Genomic DNA, 13,996 nt, shown 5'->3' with positions numbered 1-13,996 from the left:
GCTTTGGGTTCTTGATTTTATGCATGTCGTTATCGCAAAACCGCTGCACTTTGCGCGACACGCATCAATCGAACAGGCTCGACACCGATTCCTCGGTCGCCGTGCGCGAGATCGCCTCGCCCATCAATTCGGCGATGGAGATGACGCGGATATTGGCGGCGTCCAGCACTGCCTGGGTCGGCTGGATGGAATCGGTGATGACCAGTTCCTGCAGTTTCGAGGCGCCGATGCGGGCGATGGCGCCGCCGGACAAAACGCCATGGGTAGTATAGGCGGTGACACTGGTGGCGCCGTCGGCAAGCAGCGCATCGGCCGCATTGCACAGCGTGCCGCCCGAATCGATGATGTCGTCGATCAACAGGCAATCCTTGCCGCGCACGTCACCGATGACGTTCATGACTTCCGATTCGCCGGGGCGCTCGCGGCGCTTGTCGACGATGGCAAGCTGGGCGTCGATGCGCTTGGCGAGCGCGCGGGCGCGGACCACGCCGCCGACATCCGGCGACACCACCATGACATTGGCAAGCTGCTTGTATTTCGCTTTTACGTCGCGGGCCATGACCGGCACGGAAAACAGATTGTCGGTCGGGATGTCGAAGAAGCCTTGAATCTGGCCGGCATGGAGATCCAGGGTCAGCACCCGGTTGACGCCCGCCCTCGTGATCATGTTGGCGACCAGCTTGGCCGAGATCGGTGTGCGGCCCGAGGCACGGCGATCCTGCCTGGCATAGCCGAAATAAGGAATAACCGCAGTGATGCGCTTGGCCGAAGAGCGCATGAAGGCGTCGATCATGATGAGCAGTTCCATCAGATGATCGTTGGTCGGGAACGAGGTGGACTGCAGGATGAAGACGTCCTCGCCGCGCACATTCTCCTGGATCTCGACGAAGATTTCCTGATCGGCGAAGCGCCTGACGCTGGCCTTGCCCAGCGGAATGTTGAGGTAGCGGGCGACTGATTCGGCCAGCACCCTGTTGGAATTGCCCGCGAAGAGCTTCATGCACCGTTCCTGGCGAAGGATTGAGAGACTCCGATAGCACTCCAGCCTCTTAGTCGGGCTTTTAGCGGCCCGCGCCGGTATTGCAAGCGTCGTGAATGGGAATCCGCCGGCTAATCTCAATAAACGCTTACGGCTTGAGCATGCGGCGATAGAGCCAGTTCCATGCCGACGGAATCGGGATAGCTTCTAACTTTCAGTCTGAGCATGCTCTTTTCCGAAAACCGGATTCCACTTTTCGGAATCACGCTCCAGGTCAGCCGGCGCCGCCGCCAAGCCAGGTGGCGAACTGGTCGATTGTCTGGTCGGCAATTGCCTGCATGGTCGCCGGCTCGACCGCCGCCCAGCCTTCGCCGCCGCCAACAGAGGGCGCCTTCTGTTGGCCGTTGATGCGATGCAGCCGGTTGCCGGCCGGGTCATAGATGTCCCAGACGTAGATGACGGTGGTGTCCTTGCCTTCCGTCATGGTCGAGAAATAGCCCTTGAGCACATGCGTAGGGGTCTGGTCGGTGCTGCCGGCCAAGGTGATGCCGCGCTGCCTGGCGCGTGTCTGAAGCTCGGCGGTCAGCGGTGTCGCGGCTTCTACTGAGGCGCCGACGATCGGCGCCACCTGCAGCCGGGTCCGCGCAATGGCAGCCGCGCTTTTGGCGGGCGGCACGGCTGCTGCAGCGGAAGGCTGCGCTGTATCTGCGGTTTGCGCGGTGCCGGCAGGCTGAGCCGGAGTTGCGGGGGGCGTTGCGGCACCTCCGGCTCCGGAGAGCGATTGCGTCGATTGCGGGGCAATGGCCGAGGGTTCGAGAACGTCCTTCGCATTGGTGCAGGCCGCCAGTGCCAGCGCCACGAGCAATGACACGGTCGTCACATGCGATCGTCTCATTAGCCTGAAAACTCCTTGGCGACGAACGCCCCTCACACTCTTTCCATTATGGATTCACTGCACGATCAAGTCGAGATCATGGCGGGACAGCGGCTTCGGCTGGGATTCGGTGGTCAGATAGGTGCGGCCAAGCGTCATCGCGGTTTCGGTTTCGGAGTCCATGATGATCATATGGGCGAACAGCGTCATGTTCGGCGCAATCGGTTCGGGATTACCCTGATAGAACATCGGCATATCCATCCAGGACGGGGTGAAGCGGGCGCCGAGCGAATAGCCGCAGGCATTGAGCCGGTGCTTGGTCAAATTGTGGGCTTCGAGGGTGCGGGCATGGGCGTCGAACACGTCGCCGAACGTATTACCGGGCGTCATCGCCTTCTCGACTGCAAGTAGCGCGGCGCGGGCGGCATCGAACAATTCCTGGTGGCGTTTCGATACCTTGCCGGTCAACACCGTGCGCATCATTGCCGCATGGTAGTGGTGGAAGACACCGGCCCATTCGAGCGTCAGCTGGTCGTTCTTGGTGAGCTTGCGGCGACCGGCCTTGTAGCGGCAAAGCAGGGCGTCGACTCCGGAGCCGATGATGAACTCGTTGGCCGGATAATCGCCGCCGCCGGCAAAGATCGCACCTTGCATGGCGGCGAGGATCAGCGCCTCATCGCCGCCCTGCTTGATCAGCGGCAGTGCTGCGTCCAGCGCGTCGTCGGCCAGATTTGCGGCTTTTTCCGCCTTGGCGATTTCTGCCGGGCTCTTGAACAGCCGTAGCCGGCTGACAATGCCGGAGGCATCCGCGATCTGCCCGAAGGTCTGCAACTGCTCGTCGAGGCGCCGGCCATTATAGGCGGTCAGGCCGTGGGTGTCGTATTCGACGCCGATCCGGGCGCCGAGCAGGTCAAGCTCGTTGAGCAGATTGCGCAGATCTACCGCCGGATTGGCGCCGTTGCGGTCCGTCCACAAAACGATGTTGTCGATGATCGAGGTGTGGCGCGCCTGGCGCAAGTCGGCCGAACGCGTCAGCAGCACCATCGAGCCGTCGGCCTTGACCACCAGGCACTGGAAAAAGCAGAAGCCGAAGGTGTCGTAGCCGGTTAGCCAATACATGCTTTCCTGGGCAAACAGCAGGACGGCGTCGAGCTTCTTTTCGGCGATCTCGATCATCAGTCGATCGCGCCGCGCGTCGAATTCCGAGCGTTCGAAATGCAGCGCCATCAGTCAGCCTCCAAAACGATTGCCGAAACCTGCCGCCCGTAGTCGGGCTCGTTGCGATGCGTGCTGCGCCGATAGGAGTAGAAAAGCTCTTCCTCGGCATAGGTGCAGCGGCCAAGTCCTTCGGCGTTGACGCCGCCCTTGGTCAGCCGGTCGACCGTGTAGCGGTTGAGATCGAACATCGCGTGTCCGGCATTTGCGGAGGGCGCGAAATAGCGAGCATTGCCGGCATCGGCGTCGACGAAACGGGCGACGAATTCCGGTCCGACTTCGTAATTCCGTGGGCCGATCGAAGGACCGAGCACTGCGACGATGCGGTCGCGCCGGGCGCCGAGGCTTTCCATTGCCGCGATGGTGTTTTCCAGCACTCCGGTGAAAGCGCCTTTCCAGCCGGCATGGGCGGCGCCGATAATGCGCGCCTCGGCGTCGGCGAAGAGGACCGGTCCGCAGTCGGCGGTCGAGGCACCGACGGCAATGCCCGGCCGGTCGGTGACAATGGCGTCGGCCTTGGGCCGCTCGCCGGCAAAAGGCTCCCTGGCAATGACGACGTCCGGCGAATGAACCTGGTGAGCGGTCAGCAGATGGTTTGCAGGCACGCCCATCCATTCGGCGACCCGGCGGCGATTCTCGCGCACCAGCGTCTGGTCGTCGTTCGAGCCGGTGCCGATGTTGAGGCCCCGGTAGATGCCGCTGGAAATGCCGCCGACTCGCGTGAAGTAGCCGTAGCGGATGCCTTGCGCCGTTTCCAGCAAGGGCGACCGAACGGGATCCGGTTTGGTCTGATTCAGCATGGCGGCTTTGTTGTCCGTATGGGTGATTTCGTCAAGCGAGTTGAAGGGGCGCAGTTGAAGGCTGGTCAGTTGAAGGCTGGTCAGTTGAAGGCTGGCGCAGTTGATGTCGGGCGCTAGTCGGAGACGGGAGAGTGAGAGAGGCGGCAGCGAAAAGTCAATCCGTGCTTGGAAACGGCGGAACGGCAATGCCGGCGGGGAGGACGGCAAGCACCTTGAAGAGTTCGCCCATGGCCAGCGGGCCGGCCAGGCGCTCGACGTCGGCCGCGATCTTTTCGCGAGCTGCCTCATCGGCATTGGCGCCGAGCCGGCCAGCTCGTTCGAGAAGCCCCATCTTGAGCAGGAATTCACCTTGCGTTGAGAGGTGGGCATCGAGGCTGTGTGCCCGAACGGTTGCCGCGAGGGCAGCGAAATCGACATGGGCTGTGAGATCGGCCTGCCCCGGATTGGCCAGCACGTCCTCATGACCATGCTTGCGCAAGGCCTGCAAGGTGTCGCCGATCCCGGGCTGGAGGTGACCATAGTCGAGAAACAGGCCGGCGCCGCCAAATCCGGCAAGTCGCCCGGCGATGGCCGCCATCAGGGCGGCGCGGGCTGGCGCCACCTCGACGATGGCACCTTGCGGCGCATTCTCGGCACCCTCCGGCAGCAGCATCGGGTCAAGCGAGCCAGCGCCGACGAAAAAGCGCAGCCGGTTCGCATCGTCGAGACCGATCATCCGCTCGCGCCAGCCGGCCCCAGCGCGGACGAACTGGCGGATGGGCACCGCGTCAAACAGCTCGTTACCAACAATCAGAAGCGGCCCCTGCGGTAGTGTGTCGACGGCCTCATGCCAGGCGATGGTGGCCGACGTCCCGGCAAGCGTTCGTTTCTGGACCTCGGTCAACCGCAGACTGGTCTCGATCAAGGCGAACGATGCGCTGGCGGTAAGCGTCGGATCGAGCCGCGAAAGCGTGCGCAGCATATCTCTCATCAGCGTGCCGCGGCCGGGGCCTATTTCGGCGATGGCGACCGGCGTCGGCCGGTGGATCGCCAGCCACGCCTGATAGAGCCAGATGGCGACCAGCTCGCCAAACATCTGGCTGACCTCCGGCGCGGTGACGAAGTCGCCGGCGGCGCCGAACGGCTCACGTGTCGTATAATAGCCGTCCTGCGGATCGAACAGGCAGAGCGCCATGTATTCGCTGATGGGGATCGGTCCCACGGCACCGATCAGCTCGGCGATGCGGGTCTTCAGCCGCGTCATGCCGGCTGCGGTTTTGTCACCGGCTTGGCTGTAGCCATCGCCCAGATGCCGGCCAGCACCATCGGCAGTGACAGCACCATTCCCATGGTCAGCCAGCTCGTGCCAAGGAGGTAGCCAAGCTGCTGGTCGGGCTCGCGAAAGAATTCGACGAAGATGCGCGAGGCGCCATAGCCGGCGATGAAGGCGCCGCCGACGAAGCGCGGCGCCTTCAGCTTGAGCCGCGAATGGGTGAGGAAGCGCAGGACAAGGAACAACACCAGCCCTTCGAGCAGCGCCTCGTAGATCTGGCTCGGATGGCGTGCAAATGGGCCGCCATTGGGGAATTCGAATGCCCATGGAACGTCGGTCGGCCGGCCCCATAGTTCGGAATTGATGAAGTTTGCCAGGCGAACGAGGCCAAGCCCCACCGGCACGCCGGCGGCAACCACGTCGAACAGCGACCATGTGCGGATGCCACGAGACCGGGAAAACAGCGTCATTGCGAGAATGACGCCGATCAGGCCGCCATGAAACGACATCCCGCCCTGCCAGACGGCGACGATATCGAGCGGATTGGCAATGTAGCGCGGCAGGTCGTAGAACAGCACGTAGCCGGTGCGTCCGCCGAGCACCACACCGATGGCTGCCCAGACGATGAAGTCATCGAGGTCGACGGGCTTCATCGGCAGGGTGCCGTCGGGCCACAGTTTTGGGTTGGTGACGAGGCGCTTGGCATACCACCAGGCGAACAGAATGCCGACGATGTAGCCGACGCCGTACCAATGCACCGCCAGCGGTCCGATCCGGACGATGACCGGGTCGATGTTGGGAAAGGGCAGGGCGGCCAGCGGCAGCAAATATTCGCTCAACAGGGTCTCCGGGTTCCCAATCAGGTTCGGGCGCGGACCATGCGGCAGGCTTTTGGCGCGGTCAAGGCAAGCATATGCTTGCATTCCGAATCGCGCGCCACTACGTCAATTCGACCAAGCGAGGATTTGCCATGGCGACCGGACCGAACCGCATTCTCGATGAATTCGCCAAGCTGATGACCGATGCAGCCGGTGCCGCGCAAGGCGTGCGGCGCGAGGTGGAGACCGCCTTCAGGGGCCAGGCCGAGCGCATACTCAACTCCATGGACGTGGTGCAGCGCGAGGAATTCGAGGCCGCTCGCGACATGGCGGCGAAGGCCAGGGAAGAAAACACCCGCCTCGCCGCTCGCATCGAGGCGCTTGAGGCCAGGCTTGCCGAATTGACCGGTCAACCAGCGCCTGCGGCTGCGTCAAAGCCGCGTGCAAAAAAATAACAAGAAATAAATCGTTAAACTTTTCCACAAAGCCGGATCGCAAAAAGCGCTTTGTCGTGAATCGCTTACCGGTACTGCGTGAATCTTTGTGACAGCGCCTTTCCACATGCGAATGACGCAGTGCGAAAAATTTGGCTGGTCACGCGACTCCCGATCAATAGACTGAATTTGTTGCATGATTCGGAGCAGGGTCATGCGCCGGGCGGTGGGGTCCGGTCCGGGGTCTTTGCGTTGACGAAGTCCTGGCCGTCCGAGTTCTAGGCAGAATTGTTCGAGTGTGCCTCTCCAGCGGAGCGTGTGGTGGCGCTCCCAGAACGACAGGAAGCATTTCATGGAACTTCTCGAACTCGAATTCTCCCGCGAAATCCATCCGGTGGATGTTATCGAGCAGGTGGCGCACAACAACGATTGGTCCTTCGAGCGGGCCGGCGACGACGAGATCTCGATCTCTGTTGCCGGAAGCTGGACCGACTACCACGTTTCATTCTCCTGGATGGAGGACTATGAGGCGCTGCACCTGGCCTGCGCCTTCGACATCAAGGTCCCGGAGGCGCGCGCGCTCGAGGTGATGCGGCTGCTTTCGCTGATCAACGAGCAGATGCTATTTGGCCATTTCGACCTCTGGGAGCAGGAAGGCGCCATCATGTTCCGCCAGTCGCTGCTGCTGGCCGGTGGGGTCGAGCCGTCGAGCCAGCAGGTCGAGGTGCTGCTGTCGTCGGCGCTGGAGGCCTGCGAATGCTATTTCCAGGCGTTCCAGTTCGTCGTCTGGTCAGGCACTTCGGCCAAGGATGCGTTGGCCGGCGTGCTGTTCGAAACCTACGGAAACGCCTGACCGTCGATGAGTTCGAGCAACGCGCGAAAACCCGAGATCAGCTTTGCCGATTTCGACCGCATCGACATCCGCGCCGGCACGATCGTCGAGGCCGAGCCTTTTCCCGAGGCGCGCAAGCCGGCGATCAAATTGAAAATCGATTTCGGTCCCGTGATCGGGGTGAAGAAATCCTCGGCCCAGATCACGAAATATTATACGCCCGAAACCCTGATCGGCCGGCAGGTGTTCGCGGTGGTCAATTTCCCGCCGCGTCAGATCGGGCCATTCATGTCGGAAGTGCTGACGCTCGGCTTTCCTGACGAGGAGGGCGCCGTCGTCCTTGGCGCGATCGAGCGCAAGGTGCCGGACGGCGGCAGGTTGTTCTAGCTGCGCTGTTGTTCACGCAGCCAGTTTACGCCTGGTACCCAGCGCCTCTTCGACCGTTTCCATGAACATTTCCGCGCAGGCCTTCCAGCTGTAGCGCATCGCGCGTTGCCGCGCCTCGGCGCGGTCGACGTGAAGGGCGGCGAGCGCTGCTTGCCGCAGGTCGTCCGACACCGCGCCGCCGATGCCGTCGCCGACGATATCGATTGGTCCGGTGACGGGATAGGCTGCGACCGGCGTGCCGCTGGCCAGCGCCTCGATGATGACGTTGCCGAACGTGTCGGTACGGCTGGGGAAGACGAAAACATCGGCCGAGGCGTAGATCTCGGCCAGTTCGTCGTTCGGACGATGGCCGAGGAAATGGGCATCGGGATATCTGGCCTTCAGCTTCGCCAATTCCGGCCCTTCGCCTACGACCAACTTGCTGCCGGGCAGGTCGAGGTCGAGGAAGGCCGGCAGGTTCTTTTCGATCGCGACGCGGCCGACGCAGAGGAAGATCGGTCCGGGGAATCCCAGGTCCTTTCTTTTGTCCGGCCGAAAATGATCGGTGTCGACGCCGCGCGTCCACGGCCGGAGCTTGGTGAAACCGCGCGCCGCAAGATCGTTGGCAAGCGACTGTGTGGCAACCAGCGTGCCCTGTCCTGAATTGTGGAAATCGCGCAGCCAGCGATAGGCCCATGCTTCAGGCACCGGCAGGCGTGCGCTCAGATATTCCGGAAAACGTGTGTGATAGCTGGTCGTGAACGGGCGGCCGGCGTTGCGGCAGTAGCGCCGGGCCATAATGCCGAGCGGTCCTTCGGTGACGATATGGATGTGGTCCACCTTGCGCGCCTCGATCAGCCGCGCCACGCGGTGCGGCGTCGTCAGCGCCAGCCTGATATCGGGATAGGTCGGCAGAGGCAGGGTGCGAAAGATATTCGGCGTCAGGAAGTCCGTCTCGATATCGAAGGATTTCAGGGTCTCCGAGAGGCGCTCCAGCGTGTGGACGACGCCGTTGACTTGCGGGCGCCAGGCGTCGGTGACCATCAGGATGCGCATGGCGGTCCCTTGGCGGCAAGCTTGATTGGCTTGCCGCGATGCCTGAACGGCGACCACGCCGCAGCTCTGGCGTCGCACCAGCGCACCCGGGCAGGCGCGGGGTCGAAATGAGGCCGCAGGGCCGAATCAATCAGGATTGCGCGCTTCATTGGCGCTCTTCACCATGGTTTCATGACGGGCCGATGAAGGCCGGGTGTCGCTGCCGTCAAGCGGGGACCTTGATCACCGCCCGAAGGCCGCCGAGCGGGCTGCGTTCGAGGACGATGTCGCCGCCATGGCTGCGGGCAATGTCACGTGCGATGGAGAGGCCAAGGCCGGTGCCGCTGGCGTCGAGGTTGCGGGCCTCGTCGAGCCGCACGAACGGCTTGAATACATCCTCCCGCTTTTCGGGCGGAATGCCCGGACCGTCATCGTCGATGGTGACGAGCAGCGAACCGCGCCCATGATTGGCATTGATCTCCACCGTCTTGGCATAGCGGAATGCATTGCCGACGACGTTGGACAGCAGCCGGGCAAAGGCATTGGGGCGCACGTGCACATGCGGATCGCCGACAAGCACGGTCGACAGCTTGCGCTTGCGCAGCGCGGCTTCCTCGCGAAGCTTGTCGAAGAAGGCTTCGAGATCGAACTGACCTGCGTCTTCCGAAGCTTCGCCGCGTGCAAAGGCAAGGTAGCCTTCCAGCATCGACTGCATGTCGTCGATGTCTTGGTCGAGTGCCTGGGTATCGGCCGCCTTGGTCCCGGCAAGCGCCAATTGCAGTTTGAAGCGGGTGAGGATGGTCCTCAGATCGTGGCTGACGCCGCTCAGCATGGCGGTACGCTGCTCGAGCTGGCGTTCGATGCGTTCGCGCATCTGTATGAAGGCAAAGCCGGCGCGGCGGACTTCCTCGGCTCCGCGCGGGCGAAAATCGCGCGGCATCGGCCGGCCCTTGCCGAAGCTCTCGGCCGCCTCGGCCAGCGTCAGAATCGGCCGGATCTGGTTGCGCAGGAAGGGAATGGCGATCATCAGCAGCACCAGCGAGGTGCCGACCATCCAGATCAGGAAAATATGGGTGTTCGATGCATAGGCCTGGCTGCGGCGCACGAAGACGCGCAGCACCTTGTTCTCGAGCTGGACGCGGACCTCGACGATATTGGAATTGCCGACCGTATCGATCCAGAACGGACGGTTGATCTGGCGGGTGATCTCGGACGAAAGGATCTCGTCGAGGATCGAGAAGAACGGCTTTGGCCCGGGAGGCGGCAGCGGGTCGGGCGGCAGGAGGTCGACCTTCAGCTGCATGCGATCCTGGGCGATGCGGATGACGTTGGCGTAGTCGGCGTCGTGAGGATAGGTCTCTATCAGGTCGATGATGGCGGCGATGTCGCGCACCGTGGCCTGCGACAGGCGCTGCGTCACGGTCTGCCAGTGGCGCTCCATGAAGACAAAGGCGACGACCGACTGCAGCATGATCATCGGCGCGATGACGATGATCAGCGAACGGGCATAGAGCCGCTTCGGCATGTAAAGCGACACCAGGCGCCAGAAACGGTTCCAGGCGCGCGGCACGGCCTTGAGCGCCCGCGTCGCGCGAGCGCTCAAGCCGCCATCTCCCGGCCGTTCGAGTTGCGTGGTCGCCATTCGTCTTTTCGCTCACCGGCGGCCCGGCAAAGGACCGCTGTCGGCGACATTCTATTCCACGCTGAGCCGATACCCAATACCGCGCACTGTCTGCAGCCAGACCGGATTGGACGGATCGCGTTCGATCTTGCGGCGGAGCCGATTGATCTGGACGTCGATCGTGCGCTCGCCGACCTCGGATTCATCGCCGACAAGCTCATGCCGCGGTATCGTTTCGCCGGCACGCGCAGCGAAGATCGCCAGGATTTCCTGCTCGCGGTCGGTCAGCTTGAGCGCCTCGCCGCCGCGCTTCAGCTCACGCCTGGCGATCTGGAACGTATAGGGGCCAAAGACCAGCTGTTCGACCTTAGGCGTTGTCGCGGGGCCGCCGCGGCGCAGGATATTGTTGATACGCAGGATCAGCTCGCGCGGGTCGAACGGTTTAGGCAGATAGTCGTCGGCGCCGGCCTCGAGCCCGGTGATCCGGCTGTCGGTTTCGGACAGTGCGGTGAGCATCAGGATCGGCACGTTTTTCTCCGCCCGCAGCGCCTTGGTGAGGTCGACGCCACTTTCACCCGGCATCATGACGTCGAGCACGATCAGATCGAAGTCGAGGCCGGCGAGCTTGCGCCGCGCCTCGCCGGAATTTCCGGCGACGGTGACGCGAAAGCCGTTTTCGGTCAGATACTGTTTCAGAAGATTGCGGATACGGGTGTCGTCGTCGACCACCAGCAGATGCGGCGCGTCGTCTTCCGGTGCTGTCGGATGATCAACCCTCTCAATGGTCTCCATGGTTTTTCCCTGACATCTTTGCGGGCACAATGTCGATCTGCGCCCTTAGTTCCGGATTGACCATCGCTTCAAGGAACCGTTCGATAACGGCGCGTTCGGTGGCTCCGGAATCTTCCAATGCAGCATGGATGCGGCGCGACTGTGGCCGCGCCAGCGCCAGCGCCAGGGCACGGCCCTTGGCCGTCGGGTAGAGTTCGCGCTGGCGGCGGTCGCGAGGGCCCTGCAATTGCACGATATGGTCGGTGTCGATCAGTTGCTTGAGCACGCGCGCCAGGCTCTGCTTGGTGATCTTGAGCACGTCGAGGAGCTCGGCGACCGTCAGCCCGGGCCGGCGATTGACGAAATGCAGAACCCGGTGATGGGCACGGCCAAAACCGTATTCGGCCAGGATCTGGTCCGGATCGGAGGTAAAGTCGCGATAGGCGAAGAAAAACAACTCGATGATGGCGAAATCGATGCCGTCCTCGTCGGTGATCGCCGTCCTGATCGGTTCTGCGGCTGCGTGGCTCGTCATCTTTTCTCCGTGTGAAGCAGGAAATTATGTCAGCACTATTGACGTATTTTCCGCGCGATGGTAATTTTTGGCAAGCTTTTCGGCGGATTGCGAACGAAAAGGCAAGCGAAGCCGTTTTTTCCGGAACTTCCTGAGTTTGCCAGACCTTAAATATCCGCCTACGCTTTGAGACAATGGCCGCCCACAGCGGCCGAAACGAAACACGCAACGACGCAATGATGTGCGGGCCGCCGCCCGCGGGAGGTTACCATGGCATCCGTTCCCTTCGACCAACTGGACGGCTTTATCTGGATGAACGGCGAATTCGTCAAATGGGCCGACGCCAAGATCCACGTCTTGACCCACGGGCTGCACTACGCCAGCGCGGTATTCGAGGGCGAGCGCGCTTATGGGGGCGAAATTTTCAAGCTGACCGACCACACCGAACGCCTGCATGAATCGGCGCGCCTGCTTGGCTTCAAGATACCCTACTCGGTCGCCGAGATCGACGACGCCTGCCGCACGCTGTTGAAGAAGCAAGGTTTCCAAGACGCCTATGTCCGGCCGATCGCGTGGCGCGGCAGTGAACAGATGGGCGTTTCCGCACAGAACAGCCGGATCAACTGCGCCATCGCCATCTGGCAGTGGCCAAGCTATTTCGACCCGGCGCAGAAGCTCAAGGGTATCCGGCTCGACATGGCCGAATGGCGCCGCCCCGACCCGCGCACCGCACCGTCGAAATCGAAGGCGGCCGGCCTCTACATGATCTGCACCATGTCCAAGCATGCCGCCGAGGCCAAGGGCTATGCCGACGCCATGATGCTCGACTGGCGTGGCCAGGTGGCGGAAGCGACAGGCGCCAACATCTTCTTCGTCAAGGACGGCAAGATCCATACGCCCAAGCCTGATTGCTTCCTTGACGGCATCACCCGCCGCACGGTCATCGACCTTGCCAAGGACCGCGGTGTGGAGGTGATCGAGCGCGCCATCATGCCGGAGGAGCTTGAAGGCTTCCACCAGTGCTTCCTCACCGGGACGGCGGCCGAGGTGACACCGGTTTCGGAGATCGGTCCGTACCGATTCGAGGTCGGCGATATCGCCAAGACATTGATGAACGACTATTCTGCGGCGGTTCAACCCAACCACGCGATTGCTGCAGAATAACGAAAGTCACAGGTTTTTTATCAAGTAGGGGCGGTTTTCGGGCCGCCCCTTTTATTTAAGCGTTTGCGCATTTGACTTTCATTCAATTCGGCGTCTCATGATGGCGTCGGCCTGGGAGGCTGGCAGCTATGGAGGGACTGGAAATATGGATATGAACACGCTTCTTCCGATCATTATTCAGGTGATTACGGGCATCATCGGTGGCCAGGCGGTGGGTGCGGCTATCAAGAGTGCGGCGATGGGGCAGCTTACCAAAATCCTGGGTGGCGCTGTCGGCGGCGTCGGCGGTGCGGCCATCCTCAACAGTCTGCTGGGTGGCGCGGTCGATCCGGCAGCAGCCGCCACGGCGGCAGGGGCCGGCAGCGCGTTGAACATTTCAAATATCGTTGGCGGTGCCGGCGGCGGCGCCATCCTGACCGGCATCATCGGTGCGGTCATGAACGCGATGAAGAAATAAGCTTCGACGTTTCAGGTTGTCAAATGGGCGGCTTCGGCCGCCCATTTCGTTTGCCGTTTGTGGGAGCGGTGGACGCCGTTCGCGTGTGTCTCTACATCAGGGCCTGGTTCAAGGTTGGAGATCTCCTGACGCGTTCGAGGGGACGCGCAGCACTCCGACAGCGTGAAAGGACGAATATGGGTCAGCTCAACGCCGGCATCGTGCCGGTCACGCCGTTCCAGCAGAACTGCACCATCCTCTTCGACATGGACGACAGACAAGGCGTTGTCGTCGATCCGGGCGGTGACATCGACAAGGTGCTGGCGGCGCTCGAGGACAATGCGATCACTGCCGGCGCGATCTGGATTACGCATGGCCATATCGACCATGCCGGCGGGGCCATGGAACTGAAGGAGGCGCTCGGTATCGAGATCATCGGTCCGCATGCCGCCGACCGGCCGCTGCTCGCCAATCTCGAGAACCAGGCAAAGCGCTACGGCATCACCGATCCCGTGCGCAACTGTGTCCCCGACCGGTTCCTTGCCGAAGGCGAGACCGTTTCGTTCGGCTCACACGAGTTCGAGGTGCTCCATTGTCCGGGCCATGCACCCGGCCACGTCGTCTACTATAGCCGGGCTGCGAAGTTCGCCCATGTCGGCGACGTGCTGTTCCGCGGTTCGGTCGGCCGCACCGATCTGCCGGGCGGCAACCACGCCGCGCTGATCGCCTCGATCAAGGAGAAGCTTTTGCCGTTGGGCGACGACATCGGCTTTATCTGCGGCCATGGTCCCGGCGGCCGTTTTGGTGAGGAGCGGCGGAGCAATCCTTTTCTGGTCTGAAACCGCTTGCCGGAAACAAAAAGCGCGGCCTGTGCGACCGCGCTTT

16 protein-coding genes are annotated in these 13,996 nt (G+C 62.4%); 6 read left to right on the top strand and 10 right to left on the bottom strand.

Annotated elements, in window-relative coordinates:
- Window positions 1-64: 64 nt before the first annotated feature.
- The 6 genes from NKJ28_RS24305 to lgt form a co-directional block, all read right to left on the bottom strand.
- Window positions 65-1,000, bottom strand: coding sequence for a ribose-phosphate pyrophosphokinase (locus tag NKJ28_RS24305; RefSeq protein WP_023678427.1), 936 nt, complete (start codon window positions 998-1,000; stop codon window positions 65-67).
- A gap of 253 nt (window positions 1,001-1,253) precedes the next feature.
- A complete protein-coding gene (locus NKJ28_RS24300) occupies window positions 1,254-1,874 on the bottom strand; it encodes a hypothetical protein (protein ID WP_352568005.1) in 621 nt (206 codons plus the stop codon).
- A gap of 54 nt (window positions 1,875-1,928) precedes the next feature.
- Window positions 1,929-3,080, bottom strand: a complete 1,152-nt coding sequence (locus NKJ28_RS24295) for a M24 family metallopeptidase (RefSeq protein WP_023678425.1) — start codon at window positions 3,078-3,080, stop codon at window positions 1,929-1,931.
- Window positions 3,080-3,952, bottom strand: a complete 873-nt coding sequence (gene pgeF / locus NKJ28_RS24290; RefSeq protein WP_352586942.1) for a peptidoglycan editing factor PgeF — start codon at window positions 3,950-3,952, stop codon at window positions 3,080-3,082. The genes NKJ28_RS24295 and pgeF overlap by 1 nt, the downstream gene beginning before the upstream one ends.
- Window positions 3,953-4,022: 70 nt before the next feature.
- The gene (locus NKJ28_RS24285; protein ID WP_352568004.1) at window positions 4,023-5,111 is read right to left on the bottom strand and encodes a class I SAM-dependent methyltransferase; all 1,089 of its coding nucleotides are present in this window, start codon (window positions 5,109-5,111) and stop codon (window positions 4,023-4,025) included.
- On the bottom strand, window positions 5,108-5,959 hold the full coding sequence (gene lgt / locus NKJ28_RS24280) for a prolipoprotein diacylglyceryl transferase (protein ID WP_352450498.1): 852 nt from the start codon (window positions 5,957-5,959) through the stop codon (window positions 5,108-5,110). Before lgt ends, NKJ28_RS24285 begins: the two co-directional genes overlap by 4 nt.
- Before the next feature lie 131 nt (window positions 5,960-6,090).
- On the opposite strand from lgt, the gene NKJ28_RS24275 reads away from it, so the two are divergent.
- The 3 genes from NKJ28_RS24275 to NKJ28_RS24265 all read left to right on the top strand — a co-directional run bounded on the left by NKJ28_RS24275 (window position 6,091) and on the right by NKJ28_RS24265 (window position 7,591).
- The gene (locus NKJ28_RS24275; protein ID WP_352469829.1) at window positions 6,091-6,393 is read left to right on the top strand and encodes an accessory factor UbiK family protein; all 303 of its coding nucleotides are present in this window, start codon (window positions 6,091-6,093) and stop codon (window positions 6,391-6,393) included.
- Window positions 6,394-6,724: 331 nt separating this feature from the next.
- Complete coding sequence (locus tag NKJ28_RS24270) at window positions 6,725-7,225, top strand: type III secretion system chaperone family protein (protein ID WP_023678420.1); 501 nt, start codon at window positions 6,725-6,727, stop codon at window positions 7,223-7,225.
- A 6-nt stretch (window positions 7,226-7,231) separates the two neighbouring features.
- Window positions 7,232-7,591: a tRNA-binding protein gene (locus tag NKJ28_RS24265; RefSeq protein ID WP_352568003.1), complete on the top strand. Its 360-nt coding sequence runs from the start codon at window positions 7,232-7,234 to the stop codon at window positions 7,589-7,591.
- A 12-nt stretch (window positions 7,592-7,603) separates the two neighbouring features.
- On the opposite strand, the gene NKJ28_RS24260 is transcribed toward NKJ28_RS24265, so the two are convergent.
- The 4 genes from NKJ28_RS24260 to NKJ28_RS24245 form a co-directional block, all read right to left on the bottom strand.
- The gene (locus NKJ28_RS24260; RefSeq protein WP_352568002.1) at window positions 7,604-8,626 is read right to left on the bottom strand and encodes a glycosyltransferase family 4 protein; all 1,023 of its coding nucleotides are present in this window, start codon (window positions 8,624-8,626) and stop codon (window positions 7,604-7,606) included.
- Window positions 8,627-8,831: 205 nt separating this feature from the next.
- On the bottom strand, window positions 8,832-10,247 hold the full coding sequence (locus tag NKJ28_RS24255; RefSeq protein ID WP_023678416.1) for an ATP-binding protein: 1,416 nt from the start codon (window positions 10,245-10,247) through the stop codon (window positions 8,832-8,834).
- Window positions 10,248-10,298: 51 nt separating this feature from the next.
- On the bottom strand, window positions 10,299-11,018 hold the full coding sequence (locus NKJ28_RS24250) for a response regulator (protein WP_023678415.1): 720 nt from the start codon (window positions 11,016-11,018) through the stop codon (window positions 10,299-10,301).
- Window positions 11,005-11,532, bottom strand: coding sequence for a MarR family winged helix-turn-helix transcriptional regulator (locus NKJ28_RS24245; RefSeq protein ID WP_023678414.1), 528 nt, complete (start codon window positions 11,530-11,532; stop codon window positions 11,005-11,007). The genes NKJ28_RS24250 and NKJ28_RS24245 overlap by 14 nt, the downstream gene beginning before the upstream one ends.
- A gap of 249 nt (window positions 11,533-11,781) precedes the next feature.
- Here NKJ28_RS24245 and NKJ28_RS24240 point away from each other — a divergent pair, with 249 nt between their 5' ends.
- The 3 genes from NKJ28_RS24240 (at window position 11,782) to NKJ28_RS24230 (ending at window position 13,950) form a co-directional block, all read left to right on the top strand.
- The gene (locus NKJ28_RS24240) at window positions 11,782-12,675 is read left to right on the top strand and encodes a branched-chain amino acid aminotransferase (RefSeq protein ID WP_023678413.1); all 894 of its coding nucleotides are present in this window, start codon (window positions 11,782-11,784) and stop codon (window positions 12,673-12,675) included.
- 145 nt (window positions 12,676-12,820) lie between these two features.
- Complete coding sequence (locus tag NKJ28_RS24235; RefSeq protein WP_023678412.1) at window positions 12,821-13,132, top strand: hypothetical protein; 312 nt, start codon at window positions 12,821-12,823, stop codon at window positions 13,130-13,132.
- 176 nt (window positions 13,133-13,308) lie between these two features.
- A complete protein-coding gene (locus tag NKJ28_RS24230) occupies window positions 13,309-13,950 on the top strand; it encodes an MBL fold metallo-hydrolase (RefSeq protein ID WP_023678411.1) in 642 nt (213 codons plus the stop codon).
- Window positions 13,951-13,996: the final 46 nt, after the last annotated feature.

The sequence above is a fragment of the Mesorhizobium sp. M0145 genome (assembly GCF_040322355.1).
GTDB lineage: Bacteria > Pseudomonadota > Alphaproteobacteria > Rhizobiales > Rhizobiaceae > Mesorhizobium.
Note: the sequence above shows the minus strand (reverse complement) of the source record. Positions and strands in the feature narration are given on the sequence as shown.

What these genes read in the sequence shown, in the direction of transcription:
- NKJ28_RS24235 (WP_023678412.1), top strand. Translation starts at nt 12,821, where the DNA reads ATGGATATGAACACGCTTCTTCCGATCATTATTCAGGTGATTACGGGC.
- NKJ28_RS24255 (WP_023678416.1), bottom strand. Translation starts at nt 10,247, where the DNA reads ATGGCGACCACGCAACTCGAACGGCCGGGAGATGGCGGCTTGAGCGCT.
- NKJ28_RS24260 (WP_352568002.1), bottom strand. Translation starts at nt 8,626, where the DNA reads ATGCGCATCCTGATGGTCACCGACGCCTGGCGCCCGCAAGTCAACGGC.
- NKJ28_RS24305 (WP_023678427.1), bottom strand. Translation starts at nt 1,000, where the DNA reads ATGAAGCTCTTCGCGGGCAATTCCAACAGGGTGCTGGCCGAATCAGTC.
- NKJ28_RS24285 (WP_352568004.1), bottom strand. Translation starts at nt 5,111, where the DNA reads ATGACGCGGCTGAAGACCCGCATCGCCGAGCTGATCGGTGCCGTGGGA.
- NKJ28_RS24275 (WP_352469829.1), top strand. Translation starts at nt 6,091, where the DNA reads ATGGCGACCGGACCGAACCGCATTCTCGATGAATTCGCCAAGCTGATG.
- NKJ28_RS24295 (WP_023678425.1), bottom strand. Translation starts at nt 3,080, where the DNA reads ATGGCGCTGCATTTCGAACGCTCGGAATTCGACGCGCGGCGCGATCGA.
- NKJ28_RS24250 (WP_023678415.1), bottom strand. Translation starts at nt 11,018, where the DNA reads ATGGAGACCATTGAGAGGGTTGATCATCCGACAGCACCGGAAGACGAC.
- NKJ28_RS24240 (WP_023678413.1), top strand. Translation starts at nt 11,782, where the DNA reads ATGGCATCCGTTCCCTTCGACCAACTGGACGGCTTTATCTGGATGAAC.
- NKJ28_RS24265 (WP_352568003.1), top strand. Translation starts at nt 7,232, where the DNA reads ATGAGTTCGAGCAACGCGCGAAAACCCGAGATCAGCTTTGCCGATTTC.
- NKJ28_RS24270 (WP_023678420.1), top strand. Translation starts at nt 6,725, where the DNA reads ATGGAACTTCTCGAACTCGAATTCTCCCGCGAAATCCATCCGGTGGAT.
- NKJ28_RS24300 (WP_352568005.1), bottom strand. Translation starts at nt 1,874, where the DNA reads ATGAGACGATCGCATGTGACGACCGTGTCATTGCTCGTGGCGCTGGCA.
- NKJ28_RS24230 (WP_023678411.1), top strand. Translation starts at nt 13,309, where the DNA reads ATGGGTCAGCTCAACGCCGGCATCGTGCCGGTCACGCCGTTCCAGCAG.
- NKJ28_RS24245 (WP_023678414.1), bottom strand. Translation starts at nt 11,532, where the DNA reads ATGACGAGCCACGCAGCCGCAGAACCGATCAGGACGGCGATCACCGAC.